Consider the following 22,244-nt stretch of genomic DNA (forward strand, 5'->3'; position numbering starts at 1 on the left):
CTTCATGCCCAAGGGCTTGAAGCGAAGACCACAACCATCCCTGCCGTGGAAGGCGCCAGCCGTGGCTTGGCCCGCTCCCGCCACCGCGGAACTCTCCGTGCAGCCCGGATCCGACGTCGCCCAGTCGGTGGGCGGTCTGCCTGTCCGCCTTACTGCGGCCACCACGCGCGCCGCGGACCCCGCTCGTACCCCGGACCGCCTGGAGGTCACGGTCAAGAACCGTGCCGCTGCTCGCGCCGTCGGCATCGATGGGTTGCTGATGACCCTGGGTGGGGTACGAACAGCGGGAGCCTCCGCCGATCAGGTTCGGGTCGGGATCGACTACAGCTCCATCCGCGGCGCCTACGGGGCCGGATGGTCCTCGCGTCTGCGGCTAGTAACGCTGCCAACGTGTGCCCTGACCACGCCGGCCAAGTCTGAGTGCCGCACACAGATCCCGCTGGCCACTGAGAACAACACCAGCGCCCACACCCTCACCGCCACCTTGCCGCCCACCGGGCCCGGCACCGCGGCCAAGGCCGGGGCATCGGCAGCGTCGGCCTCCTTCGCCGCGGGCACGGCCGGTGCCACCGTCCTGGCGGCCACCTCGGGGGCCGAGGGCAGCGACGGTTCTTTCAAGGCATCCTCGCTGGCTCCCTCCGGCTCGTGGTCGGCGGGCGGGAACTCCGGTGGTTTCGGCTGGAGTGTGCCGGTTGACATTCCCTCCGCTCCCGGCGGTCTGACCCCCAAGGTCACGCTGTCCTACAACTCCTCCTCCATCGACGGCCGCACCGCTTCCACAAACAACCAGGCGTCCTGGATCGGTGAGGGCTGGGAATACTCACCCGGCTTCATCGAGCGCCGCTACGCCCCGTGCGAGAACGACAAGCAGGACGGAAACAACACCACCAAGACCGGCGACCTGTGCTGGAAGTCGGAGAACGCCACCCTCTCCCTGAACGGCTCGTCCAACGAGCTGATCTGGGACGCGGTGAAGAAGACGTGGAAGCTGGAGAGCGACGACGGCTCCCGCATCGAGCGGATCTACGACACCGAGCCGAACAACTCCGGCGATGAGGACTTCGAGTACTGGAAGGTCACTACCCTCGACGGTACCCAGTACTGGTTCGGTAAGAACCGGCTGCCCGGCTACACCAGCGGCAAGACGGAGACCAACTCCGTCTTCTCCGTCCCGGTCTACGGCAACCACGATGGTGAGCAGGGCAACGGCTCGGACTTCGCCTCCTCGGCCGAGCAGCAGGGCTGGCGCTGGAACCTTGACTATGTGGTCGATCCGCACGGCAACGCGATGGCCCTGTACTACACCAAGGAGCAGGGTTACTACGCGCAGAACAGCAAGCTCGACGATCCGAAACCGTATATCCGCGGTGGGTATCTGAACCGGATCGACTACGGTCTGCGCGCGGGCGCCGTCTACACCACGGCCAACCCTGTCGGCCGGGTCACCTTCACCACCGCGCCCCGGTGCACCGCGGCAGACTGCGCGTTTACCGAGGCCAACGCCACCAACTGGCCCGACACCCCCGTCGACCTGAACTGCACCTCCGGCAAGCAGTGCCTGGAGGGCTCGCCCTCCTTCTGGTCCCAGCGACGGCTGACCGGCATCACCACCTCCTCGCTGATCGGCACCGCGATGGTGGACGTTGACAGCTGGACCCTCGCCCAGTCCTTCCCGCCCACCGGTGATACCTCCACTCCGGCGATGTGGCTCGACTCGATCCAGCGCACCGGCAAGGCCGGGTCGTCCACCGACACCGCCATGAACCCGGTCACCTTCGAGGGCGAGCTGATGGCCAACCGGGTCGACACCGCCGAAGGCCGTCCCGCCCTCAACCGCAAGCGCATCACGAAGATCACCAACGAGACCGGCGGCCAGACCCTCGTCACCTACACCGCCCGCGAGTGCACTCCGACGACCTTGCCCGCGGCGGACACCAACAACAAGCGCTGCTACCCCTCCTGGTGGACCCCGGACGGCGCCGTCGACCCGGTCAAGGACTGGTTCCACAAGTACCTCGTCAGCCGCGTCGACGAGAACGACACCACCGCCGGCAGCGGCTCGGAGACCAAGGCCACCACCTACACCTACTCCGGCGGCCCCCACTGGCGCCGTGACACCGGCGAGTTCACTCTCGACAAGCACCGCACCTGGAACGTCTTCCGCGGCTACTCCACCGTCCGCACCTACGACGGCGGCGACAGCAACCGGGTCAAGACCGAGAACACCTACTACCTCGGCATGGCCGGCGACACCCTGGCCAACGGCACCCCCCGCCCGGTCGCCACCGTCAACGGCATCACCGACCGCGAGGACTTCGCCGGCCGCCTCGCCGCCTCCAGCGCCTACGACAACGAAGGCACCGGCGGCAAGATCGTCACCAGGACCACCTACACCCCCTGGGAATCCGGGGCGACGGCGACCCAGCCGGTCCAAGGCGTCACCGACCCCGACAAGCCCGACACCCCCGCCCCCGCCCTGCCGGCGAAGACGGCGTACCTGTCCGGCACCAAGACCGAGAAAAACAGCACACTTCTCGACGACGGGACCACCTGGCGCACCCTCACTACCAACCGCACCTATGACGCCACCTACGGTCTGCTCACCAAGGAGAGCGACGACGGCGCCGGCACCGTCGAGACCCGCTGCACCGTGACCGACTACGTCACACCGGACACCGAGGACTGGCTGATCTCCTATCCCAGCGAGGTCACTACCACCAACAACGCCGCTTGCCTGACCGGCCCGGGTGAAGTCACTGGCCAGACCCGCACCTACTATGACGGCAAGACCCTCGGCGCCGCACCCGCCTCGGGCAAAGCGAATCTCACCCGCACAGAACAGCTCGCCCGCCACGAGAGCGATAGCACCTCTGTCTGGGAGACCGTCAGTCAGGCCACCTATGACCAGTACGGACGCGTGACCCTCGCCATGGGGCAGGACGGCCGGCCCGTCAACACCACCTACACGCCTTCCACCGGTGCCCAGGCGACCACGGTGAAGGTCACCAACGTCAAGGGACACGAGTCCACCACGACCTTCGACGGCATGCGCGGCCTCGTCCTGAGTACAACGGACGCGAACGGGCGCACCGCCAGCAACGAGTACGACACCCTGGGCCGGCTGACCAAGGGATGGAGCGCCGGCCGGCCTAAGACGCTGCAGCCCAACGCCACCTTCACTTACAACCTCTCCGCCGCGGTCCCTTCCACCGTCGTCGCCAAGAAGCTGTACGAAGACGGCCTGTGGGGCACCACCGTCACCTTCTACGACTCGCTGCTGCGCACCCGCCAGACCCAGACGGATTCCGTCGGTGTGACCGGCCGGGTCATCAGCGACACGTACTACGACACCCACGGCCGCGCCCACCTCACCAACGCGCCGTACTACAACGACAAAGCCGTCTCGACGACGACGATGTTCGTCGTCACCCCGAGTGAGGTCCCGCAAGCCTTCCGAACGGCGTACGACGGCCGAGGGCGGGTCGCCGAGAGCATCCAGCTCTCCCTGAATGTGCCGCAGTGGAAGACCGTGAACACCTACGGCGACTACTGGACGGCCATCGTCCCGCCCGCTGGCGGCACCGCCACCCTCACCGTTGCCGACGTCCGCGGCCGCACCACCGAGGAACGCCAGTACAAGGACAGCAACCCCGTCCCGACCGCGGCCGCCACCCAGTACGAGAAGACCACCCGCACCTACAACACCGCCGGTCTCCTCGCCTCCCTCACCGACCCCTCCGGCCGCAACACCTGGAGCTACACCTATGACCTGCGCGGAAGGCAGCTGACCACGGCCGACCCCGACAAGGGCCTGACCACCAACCACTACGACGCCGACGGCCGCCTCGACACCGTCGTCGGCCGTCTCGACCCCGCCACCGGCAAGCGCAACACCCTGGCCACCACCTACGACGAACTGGGCCGCAAGACCACCCTGCGCATCGGATCGGCCACCGGCACCAAGCTGGCCGAATGGACCTACGACACCGCCACCGGCGGCAAGGGCCTGCCCCACAAGTCCATCCGCTACGACACCGGCAACGCCAACGCCGCCTACACCGCCGAGGCCACCGGCTACGACACCGCCGGCCGGTCCACCGGCACCAAGGTGACGATTCCGAGCGTCACCGGCGAGGAACTCCTCGCCGGCACCTACACCGTGGCCACCACCGCCACCCCGGTCAGCGGGCTGCCCAGGACGGCCGCCTACAGCACCACCAACACCAACGCCACCACCGCCCTGCCCGCCGAGACGGTCACCAGCCACTACGGCTCTAACGACACCCTGGCCATCGTCGACAGCTCCCTCGACCACGCCTACCTGCGCGGCGCCGGGTACACCGCCTTCGGCGAACTCGCCCAGGCCCAGCTCGGCAACCTCGGCAAGCTGGTCACCCAGACCCTCACCTACGAGACGTCGACCCGGCGCCTGGTCAAGAGCCAGATCAACCGCGAGGCCACTGGGCCCGCCACTCTGTCCAACATCACCTACGGATACGACCCGGTCGGCAACATCACCTCGATCCGGGACGCCCAGAACGACGGCACCGTCACCGACGACCAGTGCTTCACCTACGACTGGGCGCGCCGCCTCACCGACGCCTGGTCCTCCGGCGACGCCTGCGCCACCAAGTCCGTCAACGGCGCGGGCACCCCGAACCTGGGCACGACCGACCCCTACCGGACGTCCTGGACGTTCACCGACACCGGCCAGCGCAAGACCGAGACCCTGTACAAGGCCGGCCCGGTCACCGCGAACACCACCCGCACCTACGCCTACCCCACCACCACCGGCGCCGCCCAGGCCCACGCCGTCCGCTCCGTCACCGCCACCGGCGGCGTGACCGGAACCGACACCTACACCTACGACACCGCCGGCAACCTCACCAAGAAGACCCCGGCCACCGGACCGGTCCAGGACCTGACCTGGAACGAAGAGGACAAGCTCAAGACCTCGACCGTCTCCGGCCAGACCACGTCGTTCCTCTACGACGCCGAAGGCACCCGCCTCGTCAAGCGGGACCCGGCCAAGACCACCCTCTACCTGCCGGGCGGACAGGAACTCGAACTCACCCGGAAGGCCGGTACCACCTCTGCCGCCGTCACCAACGGCACCCGCTACTACAGCGTCCCCGGCGGCTCGGTGATCCGCACCAGCAAGGACGGCGGCGTCCGCATCCTGGTCTCCGACCACCACAACACCAACACCCTCTCCATCTCCGCCGCCAACCTCGCGGTCAACCGCCGCAAGTCCCTCCCGTACGGTGGGCAGCGCGGAGCGGCCCCCTACTTCTGGCCCGGAACCAAGGGCTTCGTCGGCGGCGACATCGACACCACCACCAACCTCACCCACATCGGAGCCCGCGAATACGACCCCGGCCTCGGCCAGTTCATCAGCGTCGACCCCCTCCTCGTGGCCGACGCCCCGGGATCGCTGAACGGCTACAGCTACGCCGGCAACAACCCCGTGACCACGTCCGACCCCACGGGAATGTGCGCCGAACTCGACTGCCCGACCCGCCCCTGCCCGAACTGCGAGAACACCACACCGGGCAAGAAGCCGAAGCCGCCGAAGCCCACCCAGGCGGGAACCAGCGCCGAAGAAGAGAAAAAGAAGAAGGGGCGTACAAGTGATGAGATGCTCACCGATAAGGTCAGGCACGACGCCGCCGTGGAGGCTACAGCAGCATTTCTCCGTGCACAGTGGGCCACTAATCCTGAAGTGAGGATAGAAACCGAATACTATATAGAGGGAGCGCAGCGAACCACCGGAAAGGGGGGCTGGGCAGATATAGTAATGTTCTTCAACGATGATATTTACATCTGGGAAGTAAAATCTGCCAAGACTGCCGAGCTGGACGGCCCCGCAACACTGGATCGATACATCAAGGCGCTGAGCAAGCTAGAACGCAAGGGCCCCTTCGGACGATCTGTGCATCGTGGCTGGGAGCTGCCGCAAGTAGTGACGATTGATCCCCTAAACCCTCGGCAGCAGGTCGTCGCTCAGTCCACCCGCACACGCCCTAGATCCGCCCGTACCGGAGAAGAGTACAAGGGTGTCATCGGATGGTGGACGCGCAACCAGAGGACGAGGCCCCCGGAAGGAATGGAACCCGTGCCGGTATGGGCGCCCGTGACAGTCCAGGCATGGGCTCCGTCGCCGGAACAACAGCAAAGTATCGCCTGGGGTGCGGTAGCCGGCGCCATGATATATGTGTTCGGTAAGATGGCGACCGATCCCACCGGGCTATCGGGATGAAACAGCCCTGCAAGGGAATCAAAAATCGAGTAGCACCTGCGCCGAACTCAAGGGCAGGCTTCGGCGCACTCAGGTAAAATAAGCTGCTGGACGCAGGGACTCGACCTCGGCGTCCAGCAGCGCTATTTCATCCTGATTGATTCGGAGTAATGCATGGATGTGTTGGATTCACTAAATTCTGGCCTCAGTTACGATCTTGTGCTGGAATTGACCGTTCATGGAGAAAATCAGGAGGATCTGACCAAGTTCGCGCTCGGGTGGCTCACCCATGGCATTGACGCAGCAATTTCAGTGGGAGGGGTGGGGGTTCCCTCAGAAGGCCTGCCGGTGTCCGCTACGGGATTCAAGTCCGCTTCACGCGCCGTGAAGGCGAGAAGTGGGAAATGGTGGGGCCACTACTCGGTGGCTCCACGAGATTCTTTCGAAGTCCTCTACAATCCTCTTGTATGCGAAGTAATACCGTGGGTTACCGATATGGTACGCGCGCGCCCGGAGTCACTGGAAGCGAAGATCGGCGAGTTCTCGGGAAGCGGAGAAATTGGAAACTCCGCCATCCGGCTTTCTCTGTCCTTCGACGAGGATCTGCCGAGTTACGTTAAGCTCTCTTACTACATCAGTGATGATTCGCTTTACACGCCAGATAGATCTCAGCGTGAGCATGCGCGTCTGCTGGCTGCAGCTAACTGGGCCTGCCGGAATACAAATGTGGTATTCGGTCACTTTTCCTATGTGCATACAGAAGGCGCCACGGAGCTCGAACGATGCCTACGTGGACCTGCCCGAGTTCCTTCGTGGAATACTCCGAAGTGGCGCAAGTATCTTCGGGGGTACTCGTGGCTGATGGTTGTGCCGCGTGAAATTTCCGATGCCGCCGGAGGCGTGGGCACATTGCTCGAGTCAGGAGCTTTCGAGTCAATCTCTTCGTTCCCTAATGGTTCGATCCTACTCCAAGCCACTCCCACCTTCCGGGAATATGAGGGAGAGAAAGTCAGGGCCGTTCAGCACATATTCCGAGAATTTCTCATCACGGGAGAATTCCGTCACCCGGCTCCAGTTCCCGGACAGCCTCCGATGCATATGGTGATCTTCAATGATTGATTGAACATACGCGCGCCGGCTATATAGCGGAAGGGTTTACAGTTGCAGTTTCTGAAAATAGCGAGCTGCGTCGGTCTACTGGTCGCACTCGTAGGGTGTGGCAGTTCCGGCGACAGTAGTACAGTTTCGATTGAAGCAAAGCGAGTAGAGGAGAAAATTTTGATGGATCATAATTCAATTACTGTCCTGGCGACCTTCGTTGGTGGGCCGGCTGATGGCCGTACTGAACATCTCCCGCTGAGTGAAGCAACTGGTGAAGTCACTATTAGTGGTGTGACGTATCGAGGAAATCCGGGTCCACCGCCTGAAGTGAAAGACACGACAGAGGGACTGGCTCAGGTGATGCGGCCCGTCCGAGAGGGCCGTTGACCTGCTGCTGAACAGGGTCGAAGTGGCGTTGAAGCCCATGGGGCCATCGCGGCATGCGCCTGGTAGCCGATGGAGCCAGACGGGCCTCGCGACTGGTGATGGTGAAGGACCTCGAGACCGACGACGGCTATGCCTTCGAGCTGACGAACCCATTTTTCTTGGCTGCCGGTTATCGAATCCTTCTCGAAGACAGCAGACTTGTCATCATGAGGACTGACGGGGAGTGGTCGTCGCCAGCCGGTGGCTGGTCCACTCGTTGTGGGTCCGGACCCCTGCGCCGCCCGTAGGGGTCGGTGGCCTTCACGTCCGCGCACCCGTCGCGCTGCATCAGGCCCCGCACTGCGTGCTCGAACTGCCGGTGATGCAGCGCGTCCAGCTGCGCCAGCGTATGGCACAGTCCCTGCAGGCGCACCCGCTCCCGCCGCGCGGCCCGCTGCCTGGCGACCACCCACACAGCCACCGCCCCGCCGGCGGCGAGCACCAGGACGACGGGCACCCAGGGGTGCGCGCGTACGAAGTCCACCACTGCCGCGATCACACACCCCGCGATGACCAGAGCACCAAGGGCCAGCAGGAGCGCCGGCCGCCGTGGGCTCCGCTCGGATGGCTCTTCGGACCCGTATGGACAGTGCTATACGGAACCATCGCCGTTGCCGCGTGGCTGGTCCTTCGAAACCCCCAAGGGCCCACGCGCACGGCCATGACCTGGTGGTCGGCCCAACTGCTCCTCAACCTCACCTGGACCCCGCTCTTCTTCGCCGCCGACGAGTACGGCCTGGCCTTCCTCGACATCTGCCTCCTCCTCGCGGCTCTCCTGACCACGATGGTCCTCTTCGCCCGCCACCGCAGGGCCGCCGCGATCCTGCTCGTCCCCTACGGATTGTGGGTGACCTTCGCCGCGGCCCTCAACCTCGCCATCTGGCTCTCCAACACCTGACAGAACCCGACACCACTGCCCCGGAGCAGCGACTCTCGAGCCGCTCCCGATCCACCTGTAGACGACGACGTTGAACGTCATTCTTTCCCTGGCGCCGACGCATCCTCTGCAACAGCACCTCGTTGGCTGGGGGGAAGGGAGGCGAAGTAGTGAGGGATCTGAAAGCGCTGGCGGCGTTGATCCGCAGCCGGTATCGCGAGGGCGCCAGCATTGCCGTGGTGGCAAAAGAGCTGGGAGTTTCGAAGACCACTGTCCAGCGTTACGTCCCCGTGCAGGATCGGCGGGATGCGGTGGCCGCGGCGCGTCAGCGGCACCGCAACCGGGCGGAGGAGCCGTACGAGAAGGCCCTGCGAGCTCAGGTGGTGCGCCTCTACCGCTCGGGGATGCCGCAGCAGCGGGTGGCGGCCACGCTGGGGATCTCGGTCGAGGCGGTGGTGGCGCGGCTTGAGCCGTCTCAGCGGCGTTCCCGGCAGGAAGCGGCCCGGCTCGCCGTCGAGCAGCAGGGCGAGTTTTTACCCCAGGACGAAATCATTGCCCGGTACGCGCAGGGCGCCACTATGACTGAGCTCAGCCGGCTCTACGGAGTGCATCCCTCTACGATCCGCCGCAGGATCCCCGACGGCCTGATCCGCTCCCGTAGCCGCGCCTCGCAGCCCCGTCCCCGGACCGGGTCTGGGCGGGTGCTGGTCGATGAGGAGGTCCGTCGTCGGTATGCGGCGGGGGAGAGCGCCTATGCGCTCGCCCGCGAGTTCGGCATCTCCGTCCACACCATCCGGACCCGGATCCCCGACGCCGACTGGCGCGGCCGCCCGACCGGTGAAGCCCCGGTCCCACCGCACAATCCTGCGCGCCCGAGGACGAGAGGCGTTCGGATGACGCTGGTCCTCTCGGACGAGGAAATCCTGGCCCGCTACCGGGCCGGGCAGTCCGCGACCGCGATCGGCCGCGAGGCGGGCGTGGACTGCCGCACCATCCTGCGCCGCATCCCCGAAACCGAACGCCGCACCCACCTCCAGGCCCAGCGGCTGAACCGTCCGGCCCCCGACGTCGACGCGGACACCATCCGCGCACTGCGCGCCCAGGGCTTGTCCTGGGAGGCGATCGCCGCCCAGACCGGCCTGTCGGCGAAGACGGTCCGCGCCCGCGCGTAAACGCCGGCACTTGCCGGCTCCGGCTTTGGCCGCGGCGCGGCACACTCGCCTCGTTCACGGTTCGCATCGTGCCCCGTACTCCGTGACCTCGGCACGGGGCACGACGTCTCCCCGCCTCCGGGTTACTGCGCAGGGTTGTAGTGGACGACGGTGGTCTCGCAGGCCTCGGCGTACACCTTCAACGCCTCGGCCTCGTTCTGGTCGACGGCCAAGCCCCAGCGCAGCTTGGTGGCGGTCCAATCGCCGATGTAGCGGCAGTGGGCCTCGGGCAGGGGCGGCATCCAGGTGGCCGGGTCCTGATCCGCCTTGGAGCGGTTGGTGCGCGCGGTGACCGCGACGAGCGAGGCTACAGCACCCTGGTCGTTGGCGTAGGCCTCGCGCCGCTTGGCGTCCCAGGCGCTGGCACCGGAATCCCAGGCCTCGGCGAGCGGGACCATATGGTCGATGTCGAGCTTGCCCGCCTCGCTCACCTCGACGCCGTCGTAGTACGAAATCCACTTCCCGCCGGTCAGCTTGCAGCCGGCCGCCACGGCCGGCTCCTGGACGGCTTCGGCGAGGAGGATCTCATTGCGGGTATTGCAGCCGTCGGCCGCATCCAGGCCAGTGTTCCAGTGCCGGAAGGAGTCACGCATGTAGCCGGTGCGGTCCTCCTCGGTGACGGGGAGCTGACCGACGGCGTCCTCCAGCGGCAGCACCTCCGGAACAGGCACCCCCACCGCGGCCGCAGTCGTGGCCACGGCGGCGGAGGAGGGGAGAGCGAGTGGGGTCAGGGCGAGACAGAACGCGGCAGCTCCGCGCAGCAAATTGGCGATCACGTCCGTAGGCATAGCGGACCAGGGTCCGCGGACATACCGGGACCAGGACGCCCATCGACCGCACGAAGGGCGGGGATTCGCTGGAGAAACGCTCCAGCTCGGTGGGCCCGGATTCACCCGCGAGGACGAGGCCGTATGAGGAGACCGTCCTTCACCAGTCGGCCGGGTCAGCGCCAGGTGAGGTGTTCGCAGTACAGAAGGCGCGTACGGGCGGCTTTCCCGGTCATAGCCAGGGTCTCGGCAAGCGCAGGCATCGACTCCTCCCGCTCCCGAGCCAGAGCACAGGCGGCCTCGAAGCCGGTCTCGGCGACGATCACCTCCAGCTCACCGCAGACCCTCAGCTCGTCACGTACGCACGCACCGCATCCTCCTGCAGCCGCAACACCGGTCCAACTGCTCACGCACCTGTCCCAGCAACACCACCAAGTCCTCGGACAATGCCACCACGCGTCCGACGACGTCGTCGGGATGCGCCTTCCACTCTCCGTACGGACCGGCGGGGTCATAGGCGCGGAGTCGATGTCAAGTTCCATCGACTCCACCGAGCCGCTTCGAACAAGTACGCACTTTGCGCCGGGTGAGGTACAAGGAGCTCGTGTGGCGCCCGGCCACACCTGCAGGCCAGGCATCACGGCTATCTCCTCGTGCGTGCAGCCTTTTCACTCGCATCCAGGGGGCGGCGTCTACGTCGCCCCTCGCCGATGTCCGATGACGGGTCGTGGAAAGATCTGCCTTGGCCTGGCGGATGGAGCCGTGAGGGCAGTCCCCCAGGGACGTGCTGTTGGGATCTCGGCCAGCTTGACTGTCGACTTTAGCCATCCGTGACGCGTTGTCAGTGCTCCCCCTTACTGTCTGGAGGGTGGTTGAAGGACATGTGAACTTAGACACTGGATTCGCCCAGCGCATCAAAGCTCTGGCGTGCACAGCACCCCTGCACGACCTGGACGCCCGTAAGTCATCGGTTCAGTCAGCTGACTTGTCTGCCTACCAGATGAGTGAGCTTGCGCTGCACGCGATCGACCTGGTGACTCTCGCGATGGACTTTGATGCCGGCGCTTCTCCGGAGCGGACCGTTGAAGACCTGTCCCGCTACGCTGCTGATCAGGCGCCGGACCGCTCTGCATCTGAGCACGAGCACGCCGCTGGGTGGGTGCTTGAGAACCTGCTCAACGTGGGATCGGCTGATCGCGGCTTCCGCGCGGTCTACGGGATGACGGGTACCGACGGGCGGTACGAGCGGCGTGATTTCGACTTCCGTCTTCTTGAGGAGGTTCCGGGAGCCGACGGCGGGATCTACCTGCGTGCTTCGAACGAGGCGGTCAACGTTCTTGTCGGTGCGCTGGAGGTTGACATCGAGTCGGCGCAGGTTGCCGCGGATGTGCGGCTGGAGACGCTGATTCGGCGCGGTCGGCTCTCAGACGCGCAAGCTGCTGCCCAGGCCGCGCGGTACCGGACGATCCAGTATGGCGAGATGCTGCGTCAGCGGCTGGAGGCCACGAGCCGCGACGTGCGAACAGTGGACTGGCTGACCGCCATGCCGACGTTCATCGCGGAGGCGCTTGAGCACATCGAGGCCCGCTGCCGGGCGGAGAACGCCATCTTGGTCAACATCACAGAGGCGCGTGACACCGCCGATACCCCTGTGCGCAAGCAGCAGGCCGCTGCGCTCGTCGGGATCGTCCGCGATTGCCTGCGACGTCATGAGCAGCTCCAGGCAGCACTTCAGAACGCCGGCCGACGCTTTCGGGCTGAACAGGACCGGCAGACGTTCGCACCGCAGCCCGTGCAGGCGGACCTCGACCTCCACGCTCAGCTCCTGCAACCGGCGCTCGCCTTGCCGGTGCGCGACGCCGACGGGGTGCTCGCCGCTTACTTCACTCGGGTCGTCGGACTGGCCGTGCGCCCGGCGCTGCGTTTGGCTGACCTTTTCACCCTGCTGGTGACTCCTCCGGCAGTCCGCGAAGTGCTGGGCAGCGAAGTCGAGGAACCGGAGTTGACCGAGGCGGCAGAGGCGCCTCGCTTCCCGGAGGAGTGCTACGAGCACTTGGAGTGGCTGCTGGACCTCGACGTGGAAGCGCCGCGACGTCTGTCTGGTCTTCTGGAGGAAGCTCGCGACCTGCACCCTGAACTGCCACTGCTCGTAGTGGTGCGGGTGCTCGCCCTCGCAGCGCAAGAGATCGGCCCGGCCCTCCGGCAGGGCGCGTCTTCCGTGCTTCTCGCCGTGGACGACGGCACCGTGCTGAGTGATCCCGAGTTCGCTGGCGCCGATCTCATCGTTGCCCGAGCCGGATTGACCACGCCCGCTGAGGGCGACGGCGCAGGGCCTGAAGGGGCAGCCGTGGGAGCCCTCTCCCGAGATCTTGTGTCTGCCGGACGGGAAAGGGGGGCTGCATGAGCGCCGCCGACACCGCCGCCGAAGCCTCCCGCCTCGTCGGTTTCGGCCTACGGCCCAAACTCGTCCCTTCCCGCGACGACGAATACAGGCGGCTGGTGCGGCGTTTTCGGAGCGACGACGAGTTCGCCACCGTCACTGCCGCCGTTGCCCGAGGACTGGACCTGGTCATCCTCGAGGTCACCGAGCGGACGGGCGTGGTCGTCGCTTCCATCGAGGAAAGCGTCTTCGCCATCCGGATGACCGACTATGCGCGTCGGACCGGCGGCGATGGGAAAGCACACGAGCGGGTGCTGCACGCACTGGCCCACCTGGGCGCCGCCACCCTCGCATTCCCACGCCCGGCAGACCTCGCCGACGAAACCTACCTCGGCCGGATCACCGCACAGGGAGTCGAAGTTTTCGTGCGCCAGGCCTCGACCGCTCTAGCCGAAACCGCCACGGCCGAAGGAGCGGACACCGACCCATCCAGCGATCGACCGGGCCTGGAGGCGGTGTGGAGGGTCTACACGCGCCGCGCCCAAACCGGGGCGACCGGCGACGGACGCAAACTTCATACCTCGACGACCGGCATCGTCAGCAAGGCCCTTGCCTTCCTCGCCGACCAAGGCCTGCTGGTGCGCACCGGCGACGCACGAGGCGGCACCTACCGAACGACACCGCGCTACCGGGCACAAGTCCGTGAGGCCGGCGCAATCATGTTCGACGAGCTCCTGGCGCTCGGCATCACCGAGATCACGGACGGAACAGGCACGCTGACCGCCGTCGAATGGTCACCCGACGACATCGCCAAGCTGTAGGGGATGACTGTGTACGAACTCAACCGCGTCCGCCTGTTCGGCGTCGGCCCGCGCGGCGCCCGTTTCACCGACGTCACCTTGAATCTCGCCGATGTGGGCCAGCCCATCGGCGGGGGGACGCTGTTCGACGCACCTCCGCGCCGCCCCAGTCCCTATAGCCTCCTCCTTCTGGAAAACGGCGGAGGCAAGAGCGTCCTGCTCAAACTACTCTTCGCTGTCATCCTGCCCGGGAAACGCAACACCCTCGGCGGCGCGCCCGAAGTTCTGGAGAAGTTCGTCGTAGGGGAGGACGCGGGACACGTTGTGCTGGAGTGGATGCACGTCAAAACCGGCGAACGCATCATCACCGGAAAGACCTACCAGTGGCGACGCAAGCGCACCAGCGACGGCCGAAAGCTGGACGAGGCATGGTGGTCGCTACGCCCTAACGCCGCCGTCGAAGTGGCCACGCTCCCTTTCACCGCCGACGGCCGCCGTCTGCGACTGGGTCACTTCCAGGAGGCACTGGAGGAGACCTACCGCAACTCCCCAGCCACTCAGCTGACCTGGATCGGATCCCATCAAGGGGAGTGGCTCGACCACCTGCGCAGCCTGCGCATCGAACCCGAACTGTTCTCCATCCAACGGCAGATGAACGCTGACGAAGGGGAAGCAGCCAGCGCGTTCAAATTCAAGAGCAGCAAGGAATTCGTCGACTGGCTCCTCACGATCGTCATGGACCCCGCCGACGCCGCCAGCGTGGCGGACAACTTCGACAGCTACGCCACCACCGTCGGCGATCGATCCGCGATGCTGATGGAGCGCGACTTCACCGAAGGTGCCGTAGCGGCGCTGCACCCTGTCGGCGCGGCGTACATTACGGCGATGCAGGCGCGAGCCGCGCTGGAGCGTACGGAGCAAGACATCCACGCGTTCAGTGCCCAAGTCGCAGCGCGCCATGACACTGAACAGTCTGCCGCCAGACGGCTGACTGGTGAGCACACCGCAGCGGTAGCCAAAGCAAGCGCATCCGAAACCGACCGCGACCGGACGCGTGACGTCGTCAACGAAATCCGCCGTCAGACAGTTGCCCTGGAACTCGCTGCCGCGGAGGAACAGCAAGGCGCCGCACAGCTTGCACAAGCAGCGGTCGAGCTCGAGCTGGCCGGGTGGACGGCATCCGAGACGGTCGACGCCCGTGACCAGTCAGTCGCTCACGCACGCGCACTCGAGCGACAGATTGCCGACGCCGAGGAGACCGCACGCCCCGCTCTGGCCGCACGCGATGAGGCCGCATCCCAGCTGCTGGCGAAACTCCACAACGAGGCAGCCAACGACCGTGCTCAGGCGCAAAAGCTCAATCAGGAAGCCGAGGAATACAAGCTGACCGCCAAGAAGGCGGATGAGCAGCGCACTGTCGCGCTACAGGACGAGGAGAAGGCCCGCAGCGCACAGCAGACAGCCCTGGCCGAAGTCAGCGACACGGCCCGCACCGTAGCCCAGGCCATCTCCGACGGTCTTCTGCCGGCCGGCTCAGACGTGCCTGCCGCAGCCCAAGAAGCCCGCGAGAGAGCAGCCCTCCTCGAAGACACACTCGCTGCCACAGAACGCAAGGCCACAGACGTTGAACGGGAGCTCAAGAACGCTCAAGCCCGTGCCCGTGAAGCCGCCGGGGCCCTATTGGCCAGGGAGCGCGAACAGCAACCGGTAGCACAACAGTTGCACGAGCTGACCGCCCGCGCTTCCCACCTGGCCGCCGACGAAGCGCTCGTCGCCGCCCTAGCGGCAGACCGGATCGACACGGCGACCCTCGATGCATCGGCGGAAGCACTTGCTGGCCAGCTCGCCGAAGACATCGACTCACGTGAAGAACGGCTGGACGGCCTACGCGCTGTACAGAACGGCGACCATCGTGTTCTCACTGCTCTAGGCGACGGTGGCCTGCTGCCGGCCAGACCTGAGGTCGAGGCCGCCGTTGAGGTTCTGCGGGACGCAGGCGTTGCCGCCCACACCGGCTGGCGCTACCTGGCGCAAAATGCCTCCGCCAGTGAACGCATCACCCTCATCGCGACACATCCAGAACTCGCCGACGGAGTCGTGCTCGTCGACGCAACGCAGCTTCCCCAGGCCCGCACCATCGTCCAAGCGGCAAGCCTGATGCCTGCGGCCGCGATTGCCGTCGGCACCGGTGTGCAGCTGCTCACCGCAACTGAGCTGACCTCAGCCCGCTTCGTGCTCGAGACCAACCCGGCCATGTTCGACGAAGGAGCCGCCGAGGCGCGCCGGGCGGAGCTACGCGAGGACATGAAACGGCGCGGCCAGGAGATCGCGGCACTGACCGCGGCGTTGCACCGAACCCGCGTCGTCGCCGCCGAACTAGCTGCCTGGCGCAAAGCCTGCCCAGCAGGCCATCTTGCCGAGCTAACGGAGCAACTCCTTGCCGCAGACGCCGCCGTCGCCACAGCGCAGGAGCGGGTGCAGGCAGCAACCGTAGACGTGGAATCCTGGACAGAGCGTGAGGCCCTCTACCCCGCTCAACTTGCCCAGCTGCGAGCCCAGGAGCGGGCTGCCGCAGACACCGCAGGCGCTCTCGAACGGCTCACGGCCAAGGTGGAGCGTTCTGCCGAGGCGCAACGGCGAGCCGGCGAGGCTGAGCAGGCCAGGGAAACAGCCCGCCGTATTGTGGCCGAGGCGACCGTGGCCCGAGAACAGAAGCTGGCACAGGCCGAAGAGGCCGTGCGGGCGGCAGAAAACGCCCGAGACCGTGCCGAGCGCCACCTTGCCGCGGCATCCGAGGTCGTCACCGCCAGTGGCACCATCGCTTCAACCGTCCCGAGCCAAAGTCTGCTGGCCCTCCAACAGGCCTACGCAGCCGCAGCCGACGTCTACCGCAGCCTTGAAGTCGGCCAGGATCTCCGAGCAGAGGCAGACCGGGCCATGACCGAAGCCGCCCGACGCCGTACTGACCTTGAACGAATCCCACCCGAGACGATCGCTGAAGCCGAACGACTGCTCACCACACCCGCCAGCGCCGACCGCGCCAGCCGGCAGGCCGAAATCGCCCGGGCGAACCGGGACAAGCAGCGGCTGGCTGCCACCATCAGCACTGCGAACGAATGCGTCGGACAACTCCGCAGCGACCTGCGCACCGCAAGCCCCGCCGACCGCGACCGCAACGTGTGGATCGTTCTTCCTGAGACACGCCGCCCTGCCTCCGTAGAACAGGGACGCCAGCTCATGGAAACCGCCCAGGCCGAGCACCGTGCCGCTCAAGACGCCCTCGAAAAAGCCACACGCAACGCCACAGACCTGCAACGCCACATGCAGCAGGCAAGCGAAGCCGCTCGCAGCTTCCGTGAAGTACTCCAACCTGTGCAAGCGACACTTGACGACACCTCCAGCCCCCTGGCGGGACGGCCGACGACGGAACCGGGCCCCGACATCATCGAGCCCTACCAGCAGTCAGCGGAGAGTGCCCATGAGCTTTCCGACCGGTTGCGACGCGATCTGCGTGAAGCCCGCGCCACTGCCAACGCCGCCAACCGCGCTCTCAACGGACTCGTCGACCAAGCGGTCCGCTTCGTCAGCGACGTCCGGTTCGAAAAGACAACAAACGTCGCCCGGAGGGCCATCATCAGCCTGGGACGCGAACAACTGGGAGCCCGTGCGACAGAATTTGCCGATCAGCTCGCGCAGCGGCTCGCCACACTGAACACCGATCTGGACAACGCCGGCAAGCACCGCAAACTCATCGTCGAACGACTGGCCGCGCTCACCGACGGGGCACTCAAGACCCTACGGACCGCAACACGCCTGTCCCGACTGCCCTCCGGGCTTGGTGACTGGGAAGGCAAAGAGTTCCTCCGCATCCGCTTCACCGATCCCGACCCCAGCCTGCTCGCCGCCCGCATCGGCGAACTCATCGACGACATTGCCGCCTCCACAGCAGCCCGCCAGATCGGAGCCCGCGGCAGCGCCCCCAAACGGGACGGCATCGCACTCCTTTTGCGCTCCGCCGAAGCCGCCGTCCCCAAAGGCTTCTCCGTCGAAGTACTGAAACCAGACTCCGTCCTGCGTGACGAGCGAGTCCCGATCGAGCAGATGAACACTGTTTTCTCCGGAGGACAGGAACTCACCGCCGCGATCATCCTGTACTGCACCATGGCGGCGTTGCGAGCCAACGAACGAGGCCAGATGCGCAACCGTCACTCCGGCGTACTGTTCCTCGACAACCCGATCGGCAAGGCGAGTGCGTCCTATCTCCTTGACCTGCAGCAGGGCGTGGCCTCCGCCCTGGGCGTCCAACTGGTATACACAACCGGACTGTCCGATGATCGCGCCCTGGCAGCGTTCCCGCTGTGGATCCGGATGCGAAACGACGCCGATCTACGAGCGGGACTCAAGCACATCCGAGTTGCCGAGACCGTCCGCGCCCAAATGCCACATCCCTTCGAAGACGTCGAAACAGCGCCCCCCGGCGCAGCACCGGGAACAGTCACCGCAGCCCGCCTCTACCGTCGGCCCGCAGAGACACCATGAACCCTGCCACCTCAGCCAACGTCACACTGTCCCCGCGGGCCATGAGACTCGCCGCAGCACTGGAGGAGTGGCCACGACGAACTCTCACCCTCGCAGAACTCTGGGAAGCCTTCGCCATCGCCGACGCAGCCTCCGCAATGCGCCCCAGCCGCCGCACAGACCTCGCTGAGGCCATCGAAGCGCTCACCGCCGCAGGTCTGATCAGCTGCTCCCACACCAAGGACACCTCAGCGACCCCCGCGCTGCCGACCCGCCTCAAGCTGCCAGCCCCTCAACCCTCACCCACGGCCGCAGCAGCCGCCCAAGCGATAGCGTGGCGCCCGGAACTGGCCTGGGCCGCATCCGCCCGGCTCACGTTGGGACAGATCGGTACCCTGCGCTCGATCAACGAATGGCTGCGAGACTGCGGCCGCGACGACGACGTTGCACCACTGAGAGAACGATCTCTCGAAGTTCTCGGGCATGAGAAGCGCCTCGACGCTCTGCTCAACACCTCCCTGTTCGCGCCGGGCCGACTCACGCTTGAACTCCTGCGCACCTTCCGGGCGCACCCGCCATTGTCGACCCGCAGGACCGGAGGCGGCCCGGTGCTTCTCGTAGTCGAGAACGCCGACACCTTCGACACCCTCACGCGCGTGCTGACTGCGAATCCCGGAGACGTCGGGCGAGTTGCGTGGGGAGCGGGGGCAGCGTTCGAAGCGTCGGTCGCCTCGGTCACCGACATGACGGAGGTACATGCGATCGCATACTTCGGCGATCTCGACGCCGATGGCCTGCGAATCCCAGCCAGCGCACATCGAAGGGCGGCCCAGGAAGGGCTCCCCCCCGTACGTCCGGCAGCAGGTCTGTACCGACTGTTGCTCGAGATCGGTGTTCCGCAGCCAGGACAGACACCGGTGTCTCACAGGAAGGCCCTAGAACTCGCTGGATGGCTCTCCGAACCGCTAGCAACGCGGGCCGCATCGCTCCTCGCCGATGGCTGCCGCCTTGCCCAAGAAGCGGTCGGCATGCGTGCCCTACAGGCACGCATCGAGGTGAGCGAGTGGCAGGACGGGCTCACATTCCCCTAGGTTCTGTCGTCAGATGTCACACCTACATCAGGAGTGATGCGAGAGCGATGGCGGCTTCGTAGGACTCGGCAGTCTTGTCGTACCGGGTGGCGATGCCACGCCACTACTTGAGGCGGTTGAAGCAGCGTTCCACGATATTGCGCTGCTTGTAGACCTCGTGGTCGAAGGCCGGCGGGCGGCCTCCGCAGCTGCCTCGCCGGGCCCGGTTGCGTATCTGGTCGGCCCGCTCGGAAATCGTGTGGGCGATGCCTCGGCGGCGGAGCCAGGTGCGGATCGCCTTCGAGGTGTAGCCCTTGCCGCCCAGGACGTGATCGGGCCGGACCCGGGGTCGCCCGGAGCCGGTCCGTGGCACCCGGATCGCTTCCACGACGGTGGTGAACCGGGTGCAGTCGTTGGTGTTGCCGCATGGCGAACGGCACCACCAGGGTGCGGTCGCCGAGTGAGGCCGCAGTTGTCATACCGGGTAGCAGGCCAGTTTACGGAGCCGCGAGCGGGTGAGGGATCCGCAAAGCCTGCTCGACAGAGCATGGGGAGATGTATCCCTCACGCTTTGCGGGCGCGGCAGGGAAAGTGCGCGCGCTCATGGTGGATGCTGGCCGTCCAGCGCGCAGAGTCACTGACCGGGCAGGTTTGTAGCTGTTCGGCTCTGGTTGTCGGGGCCGTAGAGGAAGCCAGGTGGGCGGCTACCTGGTGCGGTGGTCGAATCCAAGCCGAAGACATTCCCCCCGGAGTGTCGATCAACCTTGCGATTTTCGGGTTCCGTATGCACCCACGTCTCCCAGGAGGAGGTGGTCGCGGCGTCAGCAGGACGCGAAGCTACTCACTGGTTCAAGTGGCCCAAAACATACTGCAGTTGTTCAACAGCACTTAATATGACGGCCTGTGCCAGTGGCACAGGCGCCTCGTCAGCATCTGCGCTTGCCGCACGCCACGCCTCTGTCCACCGTCGGGCAGAGAGATACGGAGCAGCTCCCGTGTATCTCGACAGCTACTCCGCGCACGGGTTCCGCTCCCTGGCCCATGTCGAAGACATCCCCGTCAGCCGGCCCACCGTCCTGGCCGGCCGCAACGACGGAGGCAAAAGCGCCGTGCTCACCGCACTGGCCTTCCTCCTCGGCAACCACCGCCTGACCGACGAGGACCGCACCTACGCGCAGAGCGAAGACAACGCCAAAGGCCGACGTTGCGCCGAAACCTGGGTAGAGGGCCACTTCCGGCTGGACGCCGAAGAACAAAGCCATAACGGCCTGGGTGAGCACATGCGCATCCGCCGACGCTCCCCCCTGGGAGAAGCAGCCAGCCTGGAGTACTTCGGCAGCCGGCCCGTCGACCCGAAGCTGCGCGACCTCGACCAACTGCTCAAGCCTGCGCTCGCTTCCCTCGTCGCTGAGTACGGCCTGTCCCCGGCAGGAACCCTCAAGGAATCTCTGCTGGCAGAACTCACGGCACACGCCAAGACCGTTCCCCAGGAACAGGGATGGCGGCCGCTGCCCAAACTGCTCCAAGAGCGACTCCCGCGGCTCTTGTCGTTCGGAGGCAAACACGAGAGCCCCGACGACGCCGTGCACACCGCCTTGAACAGCAGCTACAAGACGCACCTGGAGGACGAGACCCTCCAGGGCCGTGTCCGCGAGATCGAACAAGAGATCAACCAGCGGCTGGAGAAGGAAGCCGACTCCCTGTGCAGCCACATCCGCCAGCACTGCGGCGAGTACGTCAACGTCAACGTCAAGCCCATGGTCTCCTTCAGCGGAGGGTTCAAAGGCGCCCCGCTGCACGTCTCGAGGGCCGACGGTGAACTGGTCGACCTGACGCGCGCCGGCCAGGGAAGCACCCGCCGCATCGCCCTGGCGGTATGGGAGTGGACCAGCAACCTCCTGGAGACCGCCGAACTGGCCGCATCAGGAGAACCCGCAGCCGCCCAGCCCACACAGACCATCGTCGTCTACGACGAGCCCGACACCCACCTCGACTATCACCACCAGCGCACGGTCATGGACATCGTCCGCAAGCAGTGCGCCCTGCCCCATGTGAACGTCATGGTCGCCACCCACTCGATGAACCTCATCGACGGCGTCGACATCGCCGACGTGGTCCACCTCAGCCTCGGACCCGGCGGCCGCACAGTCGTCGAGCGCCTCAAGGACGACCAGCACGACGGCATCGACTTCCACCTCGGCCAGATCGCGGCATCGCTGGGGCTGCGCAACTCCGTCCTGCTCCACGAACGTTGCTTCCTCGCCGTCGAAGGCGACACCGAGCAAAAAAGCCTCCCCCTGCTCTTCCGCCTCGCCCAGAACATGTCGCTCCAAGCCGCGGGCATCGCCCTGTGGGGCTGCGAGAACAACGAAGGCGCCCTCCACCTGGCCAGCTACCTCGTCAAACACCAGCGCACCGTCATGCTGATGGTCGACGCCGACAGCCGCACCAACAAACTCTTCAAAACAGAACGACTTCAGCGCGCCGGCCTCGACCTCGAAGAGCAGGTGTCCTATATCGGCGAAGCCGAGGGCTACAACGAACTCGAAGAACTCTTCAGCAACGAGCAGTGGACCACTGCCGCTAACACCCTGTGGCCCAAGCCGGCACCCCAGACCTGGCACCCGGACGACTTCGAGGCACACCGCGACGGCAAAAAATTCAGTGCCCGCATCCTCGACATGATCAAAGAAGAAGCCGAGGACAACAGCCCCAACGGCAAACCCGCCATGGTCTACGGGCTCGCCACCACCCTTACCACCGCCGAGGACGTGCCCCGCCAGCTACGGGAGATTTTCACCCGCCTACAGCAGCTTACTCACTGACCAGACGCCGACCGCTGCGCCCGACGCAAGA

General features: G+C 66.0%; 11 protein-coding genes and 1 pseudogene. 9 read left to right on the forward strand and 3 right to left on the reverse strand.

Annotated features, from left to right (window positions below):
- Positions 1-61: 61 nt before the first annotated feature.
- From ACFY7E_RS26915 to ACFY7E_RS26930, 4 genes are all read left to right on the forward strand, one after another.
- The gene (locus tag ACFY7E_RS26915; protein ID WP_389489130.1) at positions 62-6,259 is read left to right on the forward strand and encodes an RHS repeat-associated core domain-containing protein; all 6,198 of its coding nucleotides are present in this window, start codon (positions 62-64) and stop codon (positions 6,257-6,259) included.
- A 153-nt stretch (positions 6,260-6,412) separates the two neighbouring features.
- Positions 6,413-7,357 carry a hypothetical protein gene (locus tag ACFY7E_RS26920; RefSeq protein WP_389489133.1) on the forward strand — a complete coding sequence of 315 codons (945 nt, stop codon included), beginning with the start codon at positions 6,413-6,415 and terminating at the stop codon, positions 7,355-7,357.
- A gap of 757 nt (positions 7,358-8,114) precedes the next feature.
- Positions 8,115-8,663, forward strand: coding sequence for a TspO/MBR family protein (locus ACFY7E_RS26925; protein WP_389489136.1), 549 nt, complete (start codon positions 8,115-8,117; stop codon positions 8,661-8,663).
- Between the two features lie 149 nt (positions 8,664-8,812).
- Positions 8,813-9,814, forward strand: a complete 1,002-nt coding sequence (locus ACFY7E_RS26930; protein ID WP_389489140.1) for a helix-turn-helix domain-containing protein — start codon at positions 8,813-8,815, stop codon at positions 9,812-9,814.
- Between the two features lie 122 nt (positions 9,815-9,936).
- Here ACFY7E_RS26930 and ACFY7E_RS26935 read toward each other — a convergent pair whose 3' ends face one another.
- Positions 9,937-10,629, reverse strand: coding sequence for an HNH endonuclease family protein (locus ACFY7E_RS26935; protein ID WP_389489143.1), 693 nt, complete (start codon positions 10,627-10,629; stop codon positions 9,937-9,939).
- A 167-nt stretch (positions 10,630-10,796) separates the two neighbouring features.
- A complete protein-coding gene (locus tag ACFY7E_RS26940) occupies positions 10,797-10,946 on the reverse strand; it encodes a hypothetical protein (RefSeq protein ID WP_389489146.1) in 150 nt (49 codons plus the stop codon).
- A 659-nt stretch (positions 10,947-11,605) separates the two neighbouring features.
- Between ACFY7E_RS26940 and ACFY7E_RS26945 the strand changes: the two genes are divergently transcribed.
- Genes ACFY7E_RS26945 through ACFY7E_RS26960 form a run of 4 tightly spaced genes read left to right on the forward strand, consistent with a single transcriptional unit; the run spans position 11,606 to position 19,409 of the window.
- Positions 11,606-13,024, forward strand: a complete 1,419-nt coding sequence (locus ACFY7E_RS26945; protein ID WP_389489148.1) for a hypothetical protein — start codon at positions 11,606-11,608, stop codon at positions 13,022-13,024.
- Positions 13,021-13,821: a hypothetical protein gene (locus ACFY7E_RS26950; protein WP_389489151.1), complete on the forward strand. Its 801-nt coding sequence runs from the start codon at positions 13,021-13,023 to the stop codon at positions 13,819-13,821. Before ACFY7E_RS26945 ends, ACFY7E_RS26950 begins: the two co-directional genes overlap by 4 nt.
- 3 nt (positions 13,822-13,824) lie before the next feature.
- A complete protein-coding gene (locus tag ACFY7E_RS26955) occupies positions 13,825-18,339 on the forward strand; it encodes a hypothetical protein (RefSeq protein WP_389489154.1) in 4,515 nt (1,504 codons plus the stop codon).
- A gap of 41 nt (positions 18,340-18,380) precedes the next feature.
- Positions 18,381-19,409 (forward strand): Wadjet anti-phage system protein JetD domain-containing protein, encoded by a 1,029-nt coding sequence (locus ACFY7E_RS26960; protein ID WP_389489156.1) that lies wholly within the window; start codon positions 18,381-18,383, stop codon positions 19,407-19,409.
- A 22-nt stretch (positions 19,410-19,431) separates the two neighbouring features.
- Here ACFY7E_RS26960 and ACFY7E_RS26965 read toward each other — a convergent pair.
- Positions 19,432-19,812: pseudogene (locus ACFY7E_RS26965) on the reverse strand (transposase); the annotation flags it as partial.
- A 571-nt stretch (positions 19,813-20,383) separates the two neighbouring features.
- Here ACFY7E_RS26965 and ACFY7E_RS26970 point away from each other — a divergent pair.
- A complete protein-coding gene (locus tag ACFY7E_RS26970; protein WP_389489158.1) occupies positions 20,384-22,213 on the forward strand; it encodes an ATP-dependent endonuclease in 1,830 nt (609 codons plus the stop codon).
- Positions 22,214-22,244 lie beyond the last annotated feature (31 nt).

It is taken from the genome of Streptomyces sp. NPDC012825 (genome assembly GCF_042900925.1).
Classification (GTDB): domain Bacteria; phylum Actinomycetota; class Actinomycetes; order Streptomycetales; family Streptomycetaceae; genus Streptomyces.